The 16340-nt window shown below is 44.9% G+C and carries 14 protein-coding genes; 4 read left to right on the top strand and 10 right to left on the bottom strand.

Annotated features, from left to right (window positions below; translation table 11 throughout):
• Positions 1-132: 132 nt before the first annotated feature.
• The gene (locus CALK_RS01530; RefSeq protein WP_022635875.1) at positions 133-1443 is read right to left on the bottom strand and encodes a BamA/TamA family outer membrane protein; all 1311 of its coding nucleotides are present in this window, start codon (positions 1441-1443) and stop codon (positions 133-135) included.
• Positions 1444-1461: 18 nt separating this feature from the next.
• Entirely contained in the window at positions 1462-1863 is a 402-nt protein-coding gene (locus tag CALK_RS01525; protein WP_022635874.1) for a TraR/DksA family transcriptional regulator, read from the bottom strand.
• Positions 1864-2058: 195 nt separating this feature from the next.
• Here CALK_RS01525 and thiC point away from each other — a divergent pair, with 195 nt between their 5' ends.
• Genes thiC through CALK_RS01510 form a run of 3 tightly spaced genes read left to right on the top strand, consistent with a single transcriptional unit; the run spans position 2059 to position 4250 of the window.
• On the top strand, positions 2059-3342 hold the full coding sequence (thiC, locus tag CALK_RS01520; protein WP_022635873.1) for a phosphomethylpyrimidine synthase ThiC: 1284 nt from the start codon (positions 2059-2061) through the stop codon (positions 3340-3342).
• A 7-nt stretch (positions 3343-3349) separates the two neighbouring features.
• Positions 3350-3772 carry an FxsA family protein gene (locus CALK_RS01515; RefSeq protein WP_022635872.1) on the top strand — a complete coding sequence of 141 codons (423 nt, stop codon included), beginning with the start codon at positions 3350-3352 and terminating at the stop codon, positions 3770-3772.
• Positions 3753-4250 (top strand): WbuC family cupin fold metalloprotein, encoded by a 498-nt coding sequence (locus CALK_RS01510; protein WP_034636190.1) that lies wholly within the window; start codon positions 3753-3755, stop codon positions 4248-4250. The genes CALK_RS01515 and CALK_RS01510 overlap by 20 nt, the downstream gene beginning before the upstream one ends.
• Here the strand turns inward: CALK_RS01510 and CALK_RS01505 are convergent.
• The 6 genes from CALK_RS01505 to CALK_RS01480 form a co-directional block, all read right to left on the bottom strand.
• A complete protein-coding gene (locus CALK_RS01505; RefSeq protein WP_022635870.1) occupies positions 4247-5320 on the bottom strand; it encodes an HD-GYP domain-containing protein in 1074 nt (357 codons plus the stop codon). The two genes, CALK_RS01510 and CALK_RS01505, sit on opposite strands and share 4 nt — an antisense overlap.
• Before the next feature lie 8 nt (positions 5321-5328).
• Positions 5329-6765 carry a hybrid sensor histidine kinase/response regulator gene (locus tag CALK_RS01500; RefSeq protein WP_022635869.1) on the bottom strand — a complete coding sequence of 479 codons (1437 nt, stop codon included), beginning with the start codon at positions 6763-6765 and terminating at the stop codon, positions 5329-5331.
• Positions 6766-6866: 101 nt separating this feature from the next.
• Positions 6867-8762, bottom strand: a complete 1896-nt coding sequence (locus tag CALK_RS01495; RefSeq protein WP_022635868.1) for a DUF4914 family protein — start codon at positions 8760-8762, stop codon at positions 6867-6869.
• 125 nt (positions 8763-8887) lie between these two features.
• Complete coding sequence (locus CALK_RS01490) at positions 8888-9280, bottom strand: response regulator (protein ID WP_022635867.1); 393 nt, start codon at positions 9278-9280, stop codon at positions 8888-8890.
• Positions 9281-9336: 56 nt separating this feature from the next.
• Positions 9337-10080 carry a TrmH family RNA methyltransferase gene (locus CALK_RS01485; RefSeq protein ID WP_022635866.1) on the bottom strand — a complete coding sequence of 248 codons (744 nt, stop codon included), beginning with the start codon at positions 10078-10080 and terminating at the stop codon, positions 9337-9339.
• A complete protein-coding gene (locus CALK_RS01480) occupies positions 10071-10793 on the bottom strand; it encodes an SDR family oxidoreductase (RefSeq protein WP_022635865.1) in 723 nt (240 codons plus the stop codon). The genes CALK_RS01485 and CALK_RS01480 overlap by 10 nt, the downstream gene beginning before the upstream one ends.
• Here CALK_RS01480 and CALK_RS11875 point away from each other — a divergent pair.
• A complete protein-coding gene (locus CALK_RS11875) occupies positions 10788-11402 on the top strand; it encodes an N-acetylmuramoyl-L-alanine amidase (RefSeq protein WP_022635864.1) in 615 nt (204 codons plus the stop codon). The two genes, CALK_RS01480 and CALK_RS11875, sit on opposite strands and share 6 nt — an antisense overlap.
• On the opposite strand, the gene CALK_RS01470 is transcribed toward CALK_RS11875, so the two are convergent.
• Entirely contained in the window at positions 11364-13559 is a 2196-nt protein-coding gene (locus CALK_RS01470; RefSeq protein WP_022635863.1) for an adenylate/guanylate cyclase domain-containing protein, read from the bottom strand. The genes CALK_RS11875 and CALK_RS01470 overlap by 39 nt on opposite strands.
• The gene (locus CALK_RS01465; RefSeq protein ID WP_081697937.1) at positions 13556-16333 is read right to left on the bottom strand and encodes a transglutaminase-like domain-containing protein; all 2778 of its coding nucleotides are present in this window, start codon (positions 16331-16333) and stop codon (positions 13556-13558) included. The genes CALK_RS01470 and CALK_RS01465 overlap by 4 nt, the downstream gene beginning before the upstream one ends.
• Positions 16334-16340: the final 7 nt, after the last annotated feature.

The following is a 16340-nucleotide window of genomic DNA, read 5'->3' as shown; positions in this document are numbered from 1 at the left end:
TCACGGCATGTGCTTTGGTACCCCATTAATAACACAGCTTACTTATCCGTAAAGGAGAGTATGGGCAACAGGGTGCCCTCACTACCTGCACCCTCCAACCCACCATATCCCCTATATATGGCAGATTATTTCTTACCGAGCAATTCTAAAGTGTATAAAACTCTGAGAAAGCGGGTTATTTTGGTGGTTTGCCCACTCCAGATACATTTGAACAGCCCTTGTACGGAGGGATAAACCTGTTCCATACGAAAATCGAGATCGCCACCCCTCACGGGTAACGTGCCCAAATGTTCCGTGGGAGGTATCAAAAAGAAGATACACCATGGTTGTTGCATCTGGAAAATAGCGTAGTTCTGAACGTGTAAGGAGATGAGCTGTTTGAGGAATACTTTTCCGTGCATATCCCCGTATTGTCTGTTCTCCGCCAAGACGAAAAACTTCACTCAAGGTAAGATCATCATAGGACCCCACATACAGATACCACGGATGTATTTCAGAATACAAAGCAAATCTCCCCAAAGGATGTTGGCCTCCTCCCCCAGAAGTAAATCGGGACATTAGTTGCCCCGCCCCTTCGGATCTTACCTGTCCGGTTTCAGACTGAATATACCAAAACAAGCCGCGCTCCTCTGCCCGAAACAGTCTCTGTACAGAAGAGGCACCAAAATCAACCCCCCGAAAGGTTCGGCGCACGGTATCGTCTTGCACCTCATACGCAGAAACGGCGAGGGAGATCTCGACGCCATCGGTATACACGGGGTATACACCGCCAAGGGAGTATTGAAAGAAACTGTAGGAGTCCCCTCGCAACTCAAGGGAAAAACTGCTGCGCAAGTGAAAGGGTCCTTGAAATAGATGCGGAACTCTCAGACGTGTGGAGAGTTCTCGCACCTCATCACTCCCCACATATTCTAAGAAAAATTCCTCACCAAAACCAAGAAGATGAAGAAGAGAAAGGGAAAGATCTCCATGAAGTCCTTCTGATGTTTGGTTTGAATAAGCAACCCCTCCCTGTACCATAAAAGACGAGGTGCTGGTAATACTGGTGGGAAATAGAAGCAACGAGTCTTCACGATACGGCAACCCTCGATATACCTCTTCAATATATGGAATAGACGCAGCTGTTTGATCAAGCTGCCGAAAATCATCGCGGAGGAATGCCCGGTTTTCATATGGACGTAGCCAGTACTCGTAGAGCCATGGAGGTAGGTTCTCGGAAGGCTCTACAACGAAGCGTGGGGCCTGTATATACGGCCCCGGCGTATAAGAAAGTAGAAATGTATCAGAGGGTGTTACGGGGTCTGTCTCCACAACAGCCAAGGGATATCCTGCAATAATAAGGGAGTCAAGTAACTGTTGTGAACGCCTCTCGACCTCATTTTGTTCTACCGCAACCTCAGCATACACAGAGGATGAAACAGAGAATACACTTAAGAAAAACAAGAAAAAAAACGTGTGCGTTTATCCGTGACGCTTCTGTTTATTTTTAATATTCTTACCCTCAATAGAATACTTTGCAACAAGAACTGCCTCCAAACGCTCCGTGGGAATAAGCTTTCCCGTCACCATACACACGCCGTAGGTCCCGTCTTTAATGCGTAAGAGCGCATCATCAATTTGTTCAAGATATTTAGCCTGTCGTTCTGCCAAATTCATAGAAAATTCACGATCATACGACGCTGCTGCGGCATCACCTATATGATTGGAGAAGTGCGTGCCCTCACCTGAAGCAGATTCTACGGTCTGTTTTAAATTCTGCTCGTCCAGCTTCCGCTGATCTTCACACACTCGATCCCGCTCCTCCAGTAAAAGATTTTTAAAATACGCCAGCTCTTCTGGTGTCAACCGCTGTTTTTCAGCCATACATTTCCCCTGATAAAAGGTAATAGTCACCGATAATATGTATTTTATAGAGTAAATACGCAAATCTTATTTGTATATATAGCGCTCTGACACACTCTTTGCAAATAAAATCTCTCAATTTGTTTAAAAAAGAAGAATTTAAGCATTCCAGATCAGCGTCATATATTTTTCTTTATTCTATACGAAGGAGAAAAAATGACACGAATGCTTGAAGCCCAAAATGGGCAGATAACTGAAGAAATACGCGCGGCTGCAAAACTAGAAAATATGGACGCGGAACAATTTCGCGAAAAGGTAGCCCAAGGACATATTACGATTGTACGAAATTCGAAACGCTCCATTACCCCCCTCATAATTGGTGAAGGAACCTCCATAAAAGTAAACGCAAATATTGGTACATCCTCCTCTCAGGAAGATTTATCACAGGAACTTGAGAAAGTTCGTCTTTGTGAAAAATATGGAGCTCACGCTCTCATGGATCTTTCCACCTCAGGAGATTTAGCAGCGATTCGTAAAAAGATAATGGATACGACCTCCTTAGCCCTTGGAACAGTACCACTCTATGAAATGGCCTTCCGAGCACAAGAAAAAAAGAAGTCAGTCCTTGACCTTACCGCCGATGAAATGTTTGCAGTTATTGAAGATCATTGTGCTCAAGGCGTTGATTTTCTTACCCTTCATTGCGGCGTGACCAAACAAACGGTACAACGATTTAAGGAAGTTAAGCGTCTGGGAGGCGCAACAAGCCGAGGCGGTACCATCATCATGGAATGGATACACCACAACAAGGAAGAAAGCCCTCTCTATGCTCAATACGACAGACTTCTTGATATTCTCGCTAAATACGATGTGGCCATAAGTCTTGGTGATGCATTTCGCCCCGGAGCAACCAGTGATGCCACTGATCGTGCACAAATTGAGGAGCTTTCTATTTTGGGAGAGCTTGTAGACCGTGCGCGCAAGCGTGGTGTCGGTTCCTTTGTAGAAGGCCCCGGCCATGTGCCGTTGAACCAAATTGTTACCAATATACAAATACAAAAACGGCTCTGTCGAAATGCCCCCTTTTACGTATTAGGCCCTCTCACAACAGATACCTCCTTAGGGCATGACCACATTTCCGGTGCTATTGGTGGGGCCCTCGCGGGTATGGCGGGAGTTGACTTCCTCTGTTATGTAACTCCTGCAGAACACCTCCGATTGCCCTCTCTTGATGATGTAAAGGAGGGAGTGATAGCGTCTAAAATTGCCGCTCAAAGCGCAGATCTTGCCAAAGGTGTACCTGCAGCCATTGAACGGGATGATGCCATGACTCGTGCAAAAATTGCCTTTGATTGGGAAACCATCTACAAGCTCAGTGTTGATCCTGAAAAGGCACGGGCCTACCGCGAGTCTCTGCCGCCAAGCATGAAAGCAGAAGAGTGTTGCAGTATGTGTGGTGAGTTCTGTGCCGTCAAACGATCAAACGAAGTGCTTAAGTAGGTTTTTCATGTTACTTCGTCTCTTACTGTTATTTATACTTATACCGCTTTTTGAACTCTATGCCTTATTAACCCTGGGAGCCCACTTTGGGGCTCTCCCAACCCTTGCGATAATCCTGGGAACAGGTGTCATTGGTGCATTTCTGGCACGCATACAAGGGCTGTCTCTTTTGGGAGAAATACAAGGGGATCTACAGGCAGGCCGAGTTCCTGCGGTAAAGATGATTGATGGACTGATTCTTTTCTGCGCCGGTGTTATTCTACTTATCCCAGGGCTCTTCACAGATATTCTGGGACTGCTGCTCTTAACCCCCATGGGAAGAAAGGGGCTTCGAGCCTATCTCAAGGGAGTATTTATGCACCATCGTGGGCATCCCAAGGGAACTTTTTATACCATTCTTTCCGATGAGCATGAACGACATATTCCCTAAGGGTATACACCCTGCATTAGAAGAACGACTCCTGCGCGATTCGCGAAACTCTCATAGACGGCGAAGCCACTACGAGATTCATGACTCCTTGCAAGATAGCACCCAGCGATTTCTCAATATTATGCAACGGGATAGTTATATTCCCCCGCATACACATACATCCCCAGGGGCGTGGGAACTTTTTACGCTCTGTCGGGGTGCTGCAGAGGTGCTCCTTTTTTTCGATGAAACCAGTACAATATCTCAACGCATATCGCTTCGCTCCCAAAGGATGCCCTATTTTTGTGAAATACCAGCGGGAATTGCCCACTCCGTATACGCCCAAGAAGATGATACGATTCTTTTAGAGATAAAACCAGGACCATACACTCCTAAGACGCGCGCAGACCAATGTGCGTGGGCTCCATCAGAAGAGTCTCCCCAGGCAAAAAAGTTTCTGCAGTGGCTCAAGACTGCCACAATTGGAGATTCGTATTAAGAACTTATCTTGTTCAGCTCATCAAAGAACCATTCATACTGTTCATCCCGCTCCTTATCATCCCATTCAACTTTTATAGTAAGAATTTCATCTTTGATAGAGAAAAAGATATCAACGAGACGGGGATCAAAATGTGTTCCTCGATCATGTTTGATCAGATCAAAGGCCTTATCAAGAGGCCATGCATCTTTATAGGGACGTTTCATTGTGAGGGCATCAAAGACATCTGCAATAGCTGCAATACGAGCAGATTCAGGAATATCTTCTCCCGAAAGTCCTCGTGGATAGCCACTCCCATCCCACTTCTCATGATGACTGATAGCAATATCCGCTGCCATAGCAAAGAGTTTTGACTGAGCTCGTTTTACATGCAAAATATCATATCCAATGGTGGCATGCTCTTTCATAACCGCAAACTCATCCGTGGAAAGTCGCGCAGGCTTACGAATAATTGTGTCGGAAATACCAATCTTTCCGGTATCATGCATGGACGCAGCCAATTCGAGGATATTTGCATCATCAATATCCCAACCGGAGGCACGAGCTATTGCACTGGAGTATGCACCCATCCGCCAAACATGCACCCCCGTATCAGTATCGTTATAATGCCCGGCATTTGCAAGCATGGCCACGGCAGCTTTGTTGCTGATATTCAATTCTCGTGTTCTCTCGCGTATTGCTTTCTCGCATTTGAGCTGCTGATTATACAGCATAATATGGGTTTTTATTCGTTTCTCAACCAAAATACGGGATGTAATGGGCTTTTTGATAAAATCGACCGCCCCAGCCTCAAAACCTTGTATCTCGCTATCAGAATCTTTCAAGGCTGTCAAGAAGATAACCGGTATCTTTGCCGTACTCTCCGACGCTTTAAGGCGCTTACACGTCTCATAGCCATTGAGATCGGGCATCATAACATCTAATAGGATTAAATCAGGCTTGATTTTTCGAGCAATATCTAAGGCTTTTTTCCCGGACGTCGCAAAGGAGAGACGATACTCATCCCGCAACATATTTTGAATAAGATTCAGATTTGCCGGTTCATCGTCAACTACTAAAATTTTATACATATACCACCCTATTTTTTCCCGATTTCTTGACGATATAGTTCATAGGCTTCGTCGAAATTATACACACGTAACGCCTTTTTTACCAGAGAAAAATTACATTCAGGCATTTTTTGTGCCAACGCTGACAGATATGGAAGTATTTCATCAGGATTATATGATTCAAATTGCTTTTGAATGAGCCGTTCCAAAGTTCGACGATCATGATGAAGATATTCCGACACTTTTGACTCTGCATGAGAACGATCATGTAATTTCTCTTGAGAAAGCCCCGACAACTCACCGGGTAATATTGTTTCCAGCTTTCGCACAAGTTTTGGATAGTCCAACGGTTTAGAAATCACGTAATCAAACCCCTGATTTGTCAAATCTGCATACTCTTCTTTAATGATACTTGCAGTCATGGCGATAATAAAAGGACTCGTCCTTTTATCTTCTGCAATATCATGGAGATAACGAACCGTCTCCGCTCCATTCATTAAAGGCATATGTAAGTCCATGAAAATAAGCTCAGGCACATGATTTTCATACAGCTCAATTGCTTCTATCCCGCTTTGTGCTAAGAGTATTGTATGACCAAATTTCTCAAGATTAGCACGGGCTAGTTCAAGATTCAAGGATACATCATCAACCACGAGAATTTTATACGATCGACTCGATTCTGCGTGTATTGCTGAAAGAACTTCTGATTCATGCTGTTCAATCTGTGAGGCATCACTTTTTTCAAGGGGTATCTGGATAGAGACAGCGCTCCCCTCTTCATACTCGCTGGAAAAGCGTATGGAACCATCCATGAGAGAAAGGAGTTCTGAAACAATACTCAGGCCGCTCCCGATACCGCCAAAACGCCGTGTAGAAGAGTTATCCACCTGAGAAAAGGGTTTGAATATTAAGGCCATATCCTTTTCACGGACCCCAATCCCTGTATCATTCACATTGATAGTGAGATAGGACCATCCTTTTTTTTCAGGGTGATCTCTACTTTCTAGATATACCGTAATTGCGCCTTTCGGCGTAAATTTAAAGGCATTCCCCACTATTTCGCTCACAATCTGTTCTATCCGCACAGCATCACCCAAAAAGAAACGATCATAGTTATTTTTTATCACCTGGAGAACAACTTCATCACCTCCATAGCCCTCGTAACTATTGCGAACGGTTTCAATAATATAATTAATATCAAGGGGACGATTTTCCAGTGTAACCACACGGGCCTGCAGCTTTGATAAATCAAGAAGGGTATCGATCATATGGAGCAGTTTATCCGCAGAATCTTGTGCCTGTTCCAGATATCCACCCAAATCGGAAGAAAGACGCTCATCACGCAAGACAAGCTGTATAAATCCAAGAATTGAATTCATGGGAGTACGAAGCTCATGACCGATATTTGATAAAAAAGCTAACTGCGCCGTACTGTCATCACTTGTATGTGCCTCATGAGTATGCATATTTGCATCCTTTTGAAATCATGAAAAACAAAGCATTCTGAAAAAAATGACGGGCACCCTGCATTTGCAGGCTGCCCTGTAGAGATGTCGTACTCGAAAGACTACTCAAGACATGCACCGTCCATAAGAGCATCATATTCAGCAACGGAAGCATCTTGAAAAACCGCCTCAATAATTTTCTTTCCAAGAGGGTCAAGAGCATCTTCGTGACGATACAATTCAAGCTGCTCTTTGAAAAAATTCACCAGTTTCTCCGCACCGATATCATACGCAGCCTCACCAACTTCCGGCTGTGTTTCTACACGAAGCAACTCTTTGCCGAAAGTTTGTCCTTCAAGATTTACTTCTTTCATGCTATACCCAAGAAGGGGGCACCGTGAAGGAACAACCTCATCACGTGTAATAGCACTACCACTGCGACGAGCAAGGTACTCACGGGAAATCCATTCAGAGTTAAATTTAACTTCCCACGCTCCAATATGCTGGTTCGGAATAAGAACATACTTTGTTTTCGTATATGCCTTTACCTGATCAAGGAGAAGGTTTGCATAACGTACTCGTTTCCCCGTAACAAAGGGCCAAAATGAACCGACGCCCTCAGATTGCATACCTGCTTCATCGACAATACTGGGGTTACCGAATCCACGTGGCGCAACAAGGCGCCATAACCATGCAATAGCCGGCGGAAGCACATGAAAGAGCCCAACAATACCATAGGTTGGAAAATCTTTTGTACATACAGGAGCACGAAGGCCAAAGCTTCTTACGTCAACAGCAACAGGTTCTTTTACAACGGAGTCTGACAAATGACGAGGATACACGTACCGAGGATTGGGGCATTTTTTTCCCGGCTCATCCTCGATATGATCCCATACAAGGGCTGTTCCATTGGGTTGAGCATCAATATTAAGGAATAAGAGAGGTTCTTTGGGAGAGATTGTCATAGCCTCAATATCGGGATCACACCCGTAATGAGTAATATGATCTGTACGGATAAACCAGCCTGATTCAGCATCAGTAATATATAACTTACCGTCATTTTTTTGATGATGGTTTAGGCAGAGTGTCATATCATCGGTATTTGGTTCAAGAGAACACACTTCTGGCAGAACAACTTTCTTCCGCTCACCGGTCACACTATTTGTTCCAAAGATAATACTTCCATCATGGTTACGATGAATGTGCTCCAGCATCTCGCTTTTTCCACCACCGGAAGCACCTTCATGCATAACTACCGTTTTATTGCCATAGGGCGTTGAAACCCGAACAGAAGATGCATGGGCTGTCAGCCAGTTTTCAAGCTGTCCAAAGTGAAGAAGAATCGAGTAGACACCTTTTTTAGCACTTGGCCCTGGATAGAGATTAAAGCTAAAAATTTCATGGTATACCTCAGAGCGATTGTGAACGACAACCTGCTTTCCATCGTAATGGGTGTGACGAAAAGGAGGAGCAATAAAGAGAATGCCCCGAATATCAAACTCATCTGTTTCTTTTTCGATATCAATAATTCCCTGGAGCTGTGACAGACCAAGGGCGAAAAAACCCGCATTTGCTGGTGCTATCACCATGGAAGGATATCCACACTCTTTCACACCGGAATGAAAGAAGAATACTGCAAGATCTTGTTGCTTAAGCCATTCAAAAGTTTCGGTACGGATAGAAGAAAAGTCAGTATTAAAACGCTCCTGATGCGTCACTTTATCGGTAGGAAGAGTATCTGCAATAACCATGGCATTGGGGTCACGACGACGCATGTACGGGTCAACGTAGTTTGCAGAAACACCGTTTTTCACCTGACATGCTTTCGCCTCAAGAACACGCCCTTTCCCAGGAACATCATACTCCACATAGTGCCACCCGTCTTCACGGGCGTCTCTTGTGGCAAGTTCAACCAGTTCTTTCGTATTTACAGCATAAGTTACGCTTTTGCAATTCTCAAGGATATCGCGAACTTCATCCTTGACCTTAACGTGCGGGGGTAAGGCTGATAGGGCCATTTAGAAACCTCCAATAAAAATACTAATATATGAATTTATACAAATTGAATATACTAAGCGTCAGGAGCATGATGACGTTTTTTTTCGAAATATACACTCTGAAACTACCGACAGAATTGTTAAAATTAGAGTAGGGAGAGCTTGCGAAGCTGCTTTAATAGCTTTGCTCGTTCAACTGGTTTGACAATGTAAGAATCACAATTCTTTTTAAACGCCCCAACCACGCTCTCACTATCTGAGAGGGCTGTGGTCATAATAATTTTTGCACGATCACCAGGACGCAAGGAAAGAGAATCCTCAAGACTACGGATATTTTCAAGGGTTGTATGGCCATCCATTTCAGGCATCATAATGTCAAGGCAGATAAGATCATACCAGTCGCTGGGAACATGTATATCTTTAAGAATACCGAGGGCCTCACGGCCATTCTCCGCAACATGAACCTCCCCATAGGGTGAAAGCATTTTGTGCATAAGAATGCGAGAGCTGAAATCATCTTCAATTATTAAGGTTCTCATGGACCTGCCTTTTTTTCTGCAAGTATATAATTAATATATTATATCTTCCAATTTTTTTATAACTCGTATAATTTATTCATAAGTATCGAGGTGGCAACTGCGGCATTAAGCGACTCAACCCGATCTGATTCGTAGGGGATAGTATATACAGTATCTGCACTTTTTCGCAATCCTGGGGAAACACCCTGTCCTTCATTCCCAACAGAGACCACACAGGGGGTTTGCAGTGATGGAGCTGCTTCCCCATGAAAGTCAAGGACCACATGATGATATCCACCACGGCGCAGGGTCTCTATTTGTTCTTGGGTATGAGAAGAACGTCGGATCCAAAGAGATCCCAATGCCCCCGCGGCAGACCGAACAACCTTTGTTGAAAGAGGGTCAGCCCCGCCATCAGTTAATATCACCCCTGAGAATCCGAACGCAGCAGCACTCCGAATAAGCGTTCCCACATTACCCGGATCCTGAACATCTTCCATATAAAGAATACGATTCCCCGGAGTTTCAGGCAACGTTGCAGTATAAGTACTCCCCGCAGAAAAAACAGCCATTACTCGCGGCGGCGTTGCAGTCGTAGCAATCTTGCTCATTTGCGATTGAGAAAGATTACGCCCACACTCCTGTAACAAAGGAATATCTCCCGCTCCTTCTGTATACAAAATCTCTTCGGGAACACAACCAGCATCTATTAATTGTCGAACAACTCGCGCTCCTTCAGCAAGGAACACCCCCTCTGCACGCCGATACTTCCCCTGCTGCAAACGTGCATACCATTTCAAGGGACGTGGTTTTATAGACAATGAGAACCTCCATCAACATGAAGAATTTGCCCCGTAACTGATTCTGCTGTAATAAGATAAAAGAGAGCATTGAGAAACTCTTCCACTGTGGCAGAACGAGGAATGAGCTCCTTTTTCTGTGCTCCGGAAAAACTTTCTCTCGATTCATGGAGAGGCGGAAGTATTGTTCCGGGAGAAAGTCCATTTACTCGCACTCGAGGTGCACCGGTATAGGCAAGCTGGCGGATAAGTTCTTTTAAAAAGAGCTTACTCACACGATAGGCTTGATAAGTCTGGTTCAAACCTTCTATCTGCGCATCGATCATGGGAATCAAAAATGTGGGAGAAGCAGTTTTCGTATACAGTAATTTTCCCAGTCTAATCGAGATACGACAGTGAATATCATATAACGATTCAAAAGAATCCTCATCAAAAAGTGAGGCAGGATAAAATTGAGAAGCAGAATGAATACATCCAACGAGAGAAGTGGCATAGGAATCTACAGCATCTAAGATACAATCAAATTCGTTTTGGAGGTCTGCCTGACACGGAATCAGAAATGATGTATATTCGGGATGGTCCTGTAGCCATGCAAAAAGCTGTTGCGAGGTGGTACGATAATTTGCAATAACACGATACCCTTTTTTTAAAAGAGCCGTGGTTGCATAAAATCCGAGGCGCCGCCCTGCTCCGGTAACTAAGACAGTCTGCTTTTCCGGGAGTGATTCATGCATTGTATTCCAACCTATTTATCGAAAGATTCATCCTATCCATACAAAAATACCTCCTTGGGAGAAGTCCTGCAACAAAAAGGTATAAATGCACTTTGGGAAGAACGGGGCACGGCCATTGATACCCTTGTGATACATGCCATTAGTGCCATAGAACGGACAAAAACAAGCCCCCACGACCGAGAAGAAATTCTATCCCTCTTTCTTGAGTATGAGGTGAGCGCACACTATCTCATACTCCGCAACGGTGTGTGCCATGCCTTAGTACCGGAAGAGAAAAAAGCGTGGCATTGTGGAAAATCAATCATGCCTCCGCCAGACAATCGGCACGGGGTAAATGCCTTTAGTATTGGTATTGAGCTGGTAGGAGGAGAACCAGGAAAACCGTTCACCCCCGCTCAATACAACAGCCTTGTGCCACTTATAAAAGATATCTGTTCGCGCCACTCCATTCAAAAGATACTCGGCCATGAAGACATTGCAGGAAGCCGAGCCATAAAAATGGGTATCCGCCCAGATGAAAAGAAGGACCCCGGACCGAATTTTAACTGGAAACTTCTACATGGTATCACATCACTTTTGAGTCAGAGAGAAGACTCCATTCCACTGTGAAGGGGGATGGACACATAAATACTCCGTTCGCTTCACCATAACTGTGGATGGACTCATCCCAGGAGAAATTTCCCTCTCGCAACTACGACGAAACTCTTCCAAGGCTGTGGAAAAATCCCCCTCTGTATACTTCTGAAGAGCTGATTCATACACATTGATAAGGTCGTTTATCTGCGTCTGTTCTTCCGTCTCACACACCTCTTTCTCCCCCATGAGTTCATACACCCGCACCGGCTGCTTTTTTCCTACTACGGTGATCGTGTCAACCCAACGAAAAAAGAAAGAGTCTCCCGCATCTTCACGAGTGGTTTCTCCCACAAGAACGGAAACCCCATACTGCTTTGCAGCGGACTCAAGGCGAGCAGCAAGATTTACGCTGTCGCCAATCATGGTATAATTCATTCGTATATCACACCCAATATTTCCCGTGACAAAATTACCCGTATTGATACCGATACGGGTTCTCATAGATGTGATTTTTTGAGATATATCAGGATCTTTTTGCCACAGCACTTCCAATTCTCGTAACGCACGTTGCATTTGGCACGCAGCTTTGCAGGCATGAAACGCATTCTGTGGAATACGCTGTGGAGCACCAAAAAACGCAATAATTGCATCACCACTGTATCGATCAAGGGTGCCCTTATTCTCAAGAAGAATATTGGTCATTTTCGAAAAATACGTATTAAGAACTGCCACAAGATCCTGGGGATTATCAAATTTCTCTGAAAAAGTAGAAAACTTCTCAATATCAGTAAAAAAAGCAGTACCATATACAGACTCTCCGCCCAGTTTGGGTATTGTATGGGTACGCGCCATTTCCTCAATGTATTGGGGAGAAAGATAGGTCTTAAAAAGAGAGGTTAAATATTTGTATTCCCGATTATCTTCAAGATAATCCACAATAATCCCAATTCCTGTAAAAATTGCTACGGAGACGAATGCCTGGACCATGGGAAGAAAAACATTTTCAAGATACAGGAAATACGCCCCCATATAAAGAGAAATAAACAGAAGGGGAATGCATATAAACAAAAACTTCTTTGAAAGAAATAGAAATATACCGTACAACAACAGGAGCGCTCCAAAGGAGAGTATAGAAGCAGCTCTAAAACCGAGGTCTACTACGGGATCCCCTTCGAGCAATGTGTGGGCTGTTTGAGCATGTAGCTGCACGATAGGAGATCGTCCGCTGCTGTACCGTTGAGAAAGAGGTGTCAATCCCAAATCTCCCACGGTTTCTGCAGCACTCCCAACAAAGACAATTGCCTTGTCCAACAATTGCGGAAGCGAATCGGTATCCCCACGCAGATATGCATTATAGCCTCGATAGAGACTACTCAAAGAGTAAAAGGGAAGCGAATCAGAGAAGTTTACCGTAATGCCATACTCCGCATCAAGAGAGATAGTATCATCACTGAGGTGGAGTTTTGATTTATCAAGATCATAGGAGAGCGTATGGTCTGTGTACGCAAGAACTGCCTCAAGAGCAAGGGAAGCATAGACCCGTGAATTTGCCGAGAGCAGTACGGGCATCTTTCGGTCAACCCCATCGGGCATAGGCACGGCCCTATTAATAAAGCCCATACGCTGAACCACATCACCCACAGCATCATAGGGACGCTGTACTCGCCGCACAGACCGGTCATCAAAATAGATTTCTCCATCTCCGTGCGAAAATCGTTCCATAAAGCGATGTTGTTGTCCCGGAATAACTCCCCGTCCCCCGTCGCTTTGTCGAACGACAAAGCCAAACCCGGGAATTACGGAAGGAGAAGCAGCAAGGTATTGTAGGAAGAGTGCATCATCGTCATGGATCATCTCGTCAATAAAAATGATATCGAGGGCTGTAACAGTAGCGCCATACTCCTCAAGCATCATGAGAATACGAGCATATACATCTTTCCGCAGGGGCCATGTAAATCCGAGAGTTTCAAAAAAATCTTCGTCTATACCGACAACCGCAACAGAAGATGAAACATCTCCTCCATGTTCATTCCGAGTCCAGAAATCGTATACACGCCACTCTTGCACTGCCACAGTGGGGATACGAAACAGAAGTGCCACAAAGGCAAATGAAAAAACGAGACCACCCCAAAGCAGCTTATATTTTTGTGATTGTGGTCTATGCTCTTTGGGCATCCCTTTTTTTGTCATAAATCCATCCAAACAAGTAGATCTGCAATTTCAGCAATTTGTGTAGGATCTGCACCGCGAACACCACCAAAGGGCATAACATTACCGCCATATGAATCCGTGTCACCAGCCCCAGAAAAATCATCTTCCAGCACTTGCTGACGAATCATATCTTGTAAGCGACTTCGATCTATCTGCTGCTCCTCACCGGAGTGATCCGTGGCTCGTTCTGTCGGTTCAGTACTTACGGGAATACCGAGCAGTCGATCAAAACTATCCAGGCTTCCTGTTTTTGTGTACACCTCACGAACCATATCAGAAAAGACATCCATACCATCAGAACGATCAGATACGTAGTAAAATAACCCTTTATTAATTAAACCTTCTTCAAAAGAACCACGGGTCAAAGCCTCTTCTATTTGGCCAATGGCCGCTCCATCATCTCCGGTTAAGAGTAAAGCGCAGGCATAATTATTCCGTACAGCTCGACTCTCCCCATACAGCTCAACAAGGCCGGAAAAATGCTCGCGAGCTGCCAAAAAATCACCACTTCGAGCGTAGAGACGACCAAGACGATTCTTCTCAGTCAGAGAGAGTGTATCTCGACTCTCAAGATCTTCGATGGCTTGAAACATGCTATTTCGAGCATACTCATATACGTGACTTAAATCAACCGTTACCGAGGAGAGAAGGTTTTCCAGAGGTAGATCTATGGTATGTCGATAATCAAAGGGACGATAGGTTTGCCACGCCGTGGCAACTTCTACAATATCAAAACGACCTCCATCAGCAACGGTTTGACGAAACTGCTGTGCCGCCGCAGACCACGCGTCAAAAAACGTGTCAGATAACATGGTGGTTTCCACGGGAATCCAACACTGGTTGTTGTGAATAATAACCCTGTTCCTATCTACACCAAGAATGTCTGCATTTTTCTCATAAACACCTGTATTAAACATGGTTAAGACATGATCATCATAAACAATGAACGCCGTGGGAATACCAATAGCTGAAAGAAGAGCTGCGTATAATACGGCAAAATCATCACAATCTCCGGTGCGTTTTTCTAAGGTTTGCACGGGAAAATAGACTTGATCAAGACCTGATGCCGCAATATTTACGGGATCACTTACATAGGTAAATCCGTGTTCTCGAAGGGCGCTAAAAATAGCGATAGCATCACTCAGGTCATCGGGGAGAGAGGTCGAGCGATCATACTCAGCAACAACATACCGTGCAAACCGATCAATGGTTGGGTTTTGATATGTTACAAAAGACCCAAGACTGGGTAGATTGTTCCAATCAAGGCCATTACGGGTGTATACCCGTACGGGCACCATAATCTCGCGCGACTCCCGACGCCCTTGAATCGTGTATGACAAAGACACCTCTGCAGGCACTTGCCGTTCCGCAGAAAACTCCAGGAGTTTCTCCTCATTTAGAAGCAGAGGCATGGAAAGGGTTTTCTCGCCACCCTGGGAAAAGGAAACGGCACGCTCCGTGGGCATATCCATTAAGCGAGGTATAAAAACATGGACACGAAGATCATCTACCTGTTCTCCACCTCCTGCTACGGTAATTTCAGCAATATCGTTTTCTTCATAATAGCGAAGCCGTGAGGGGAATATGGGTTCTATCTGAGCGGAGCGTACCGAAAGAGAGGGCATATCAATATCGTAGGAAATCTTCCCCGGCGTTGTGCGTTCCCCTTCCTGAAGGGCAATACGTCCCGGAGCAAGAGCACTAATTCTCCATACTCCATGCTGCTCAATCTGTCTGCGCAATGCCTGGACAGTTCCCAGCACTTCAACATCATACACGGCCCGCCCCTGTTCAACATACCGTAAATGGCCCTGCTTTATTTGGGGAATCTTCGCAAAGGACGATTCAAGATCATACAGTTTTTCCTCACTCTGGGAGTGTGCCAATAGTTCTATACGACGTAAGCCACGCGTATGTTCACGCCAGTAGGCTGATATGGCCGCATCAATACCAGCAGAGATAATCTCGCCACCTTCACGCAAACCATCATCGCGAGCGGTATACTCATCAAGTGTACGTTTGAGGACCCGTTCCGAAAGTGATGTAATAATCTCTGCATTATCAGCACGAATCACCCGTACATTCACATTTACCGGCACTGAGACTTGCGAAACTCCATAGGCGGTCTGTACACGGGGAGCTGCAATATCAACACGCCCGCGAATAATAATATCTGCTCCATGGGCAAAACCCAAAGCGGCAAGATCTTCACCGTCCGTATCCTCTTGGCGTACCCGTTCCAATTGCTCCTCTTCAAGAAGCTGATACCCCTGAGCTGTGAGAGCTCCTTCAATTACGTGGGTTACAATATTATCGTGTACAGGTGTATTCTGCTCATACTCCTCCAGAAGTACCATCACACGGGGCTTTTCAACCTGTTCTTCTACGAGAAACCCCTCGGCTTCAAAAGAGTCTATAAAAAAATCTTCATTCACTCTCAGCCGTACCGTTGTTTCATATACCCCATAACGACTTTTCTTTTCGAGGATCTCCGAAGAAACGATAAGATCTTCTCTGTGGGTTTGGAAAAACTCCTCTACCTTCTGTTCATACTCACGAAGAAAAGAACGGTCGGAAAGGGTTTGTGCATACTCCCAAAGGGCATCTCTTTGCGCTTTATGCAACGCCGACTCTACGGACTCTCCCATGGCAGATGCGGTGCGGAAAGCACCTTCGTTTCTCTGCGCGGCCTGAAGGGTAAAAAAGAGACAGCAGAGACATAAAAAAACCGTGGAACACGTTGATGATTTCATGAAAACT

It is taken from the genome of Chitinivibrio alkaliphilus ACht1, from assembly GCF_000474745.1.
GTDB lineage: Bacteria > Fibrobacterota > Chitinivibrionia > Chitinivibrionales > Chitinivibrionaceae > Chitinivibrio > Chitinivibrio alkaliphilus.
This window is presented reverse-complemented; position numbering and strand designations above follow the sequence as displayed.

What these genes read in the sequence shown, in the direction of transcription:
- CALK_RS01470 (WP_022635863.1), bottom strand. Translation starts at nt 13,559, where the DNA reads ATGACAAAAAAAGGGATGCCCAAAGAGCATAGACCACAATCACAAAAA.
- CALK_RS11875 (WP_022635864.1), top strand. Translation starts at nt 10,788, where the DNA reads ATGCATTGTATTCCAACCTATTTATCGAAAGATTCATCCTATCCATAC.
- CALK_RS01480 (WP_022635865.1), bottom strand. Translation starts at nt 10,793, where the DNA reads ATGCATGAATCACTCCCGGAAAAGCAGACTGTCTTAGTTACCGGAGCA.
- CALK_RS01505 (WP_022635870.1), bottom strand. Translation starts at nt 5,320, where the DNA reads ATGTATAAAATTTTAGTAGTTGACGATGAACCGGCAAATCTGAATCTT.
- CALK_RS01465 (WP_081697937.1), bottom strand. Translation starts at nt 16,333, where the DNA reads ATGAAATCATCAACGTGTTCCACGGTTTTTTTATGTCTCTGCTGTCTC.
- CALK_RS01500 (WP_022635869.1), bottom strand. Translation starts at nt 6,765, where the DNA reads ATGCATACTCATGAGGCACATACAAGTGATGACAGTACGGCGCAGTTA.
- CALK_RS01525 (WP_022635874.1), bottom strand. Translation starts at nt 1,863, where the DNA reads ATGGCTGAAAAACAGCGGTTGACACCAGAAGAGCTGGCGTATTTTAAA.
- CALK_RS01510 (WP_034636190.1), top strand. Translation starts at nt 3,753, where the DNA reads ATGAACGACATATTCCCTAAGGGTATACACCCTGCATTAGAAGAACGA.
- CALK_RS01515 (WP_022635872.1), top strand. Translation starts at nt 3,350, where the DNA reads ATGTTACTTCGTCTCTTACTGTTATTTATACTTATACCGCTTTTTGAA.
- thiC (WP_022635873.1), top strand. Translation starts at nt 2,059, where the DNA reads ATGACACGAATGCTTGAAGCCCAAAATGGGCAGATAACTGAAGAAATA.
- CALK_RS01490 (WP_022635867.1), bottom strand. Translation starts at nt 9,280, where the DNA reads ATGAGAACCTTAATAATTGAAGATGATTTCAGCTCTCGCATTCTTATG.
- CALK_RS01495 (WP_022635868.1), bottom strand. Translation starts at nt 8,762, where the DNA reads ATGGCCCTATCAGCCTTACCCCCGCACGTTAAGGTCAAGGATGAAGTT.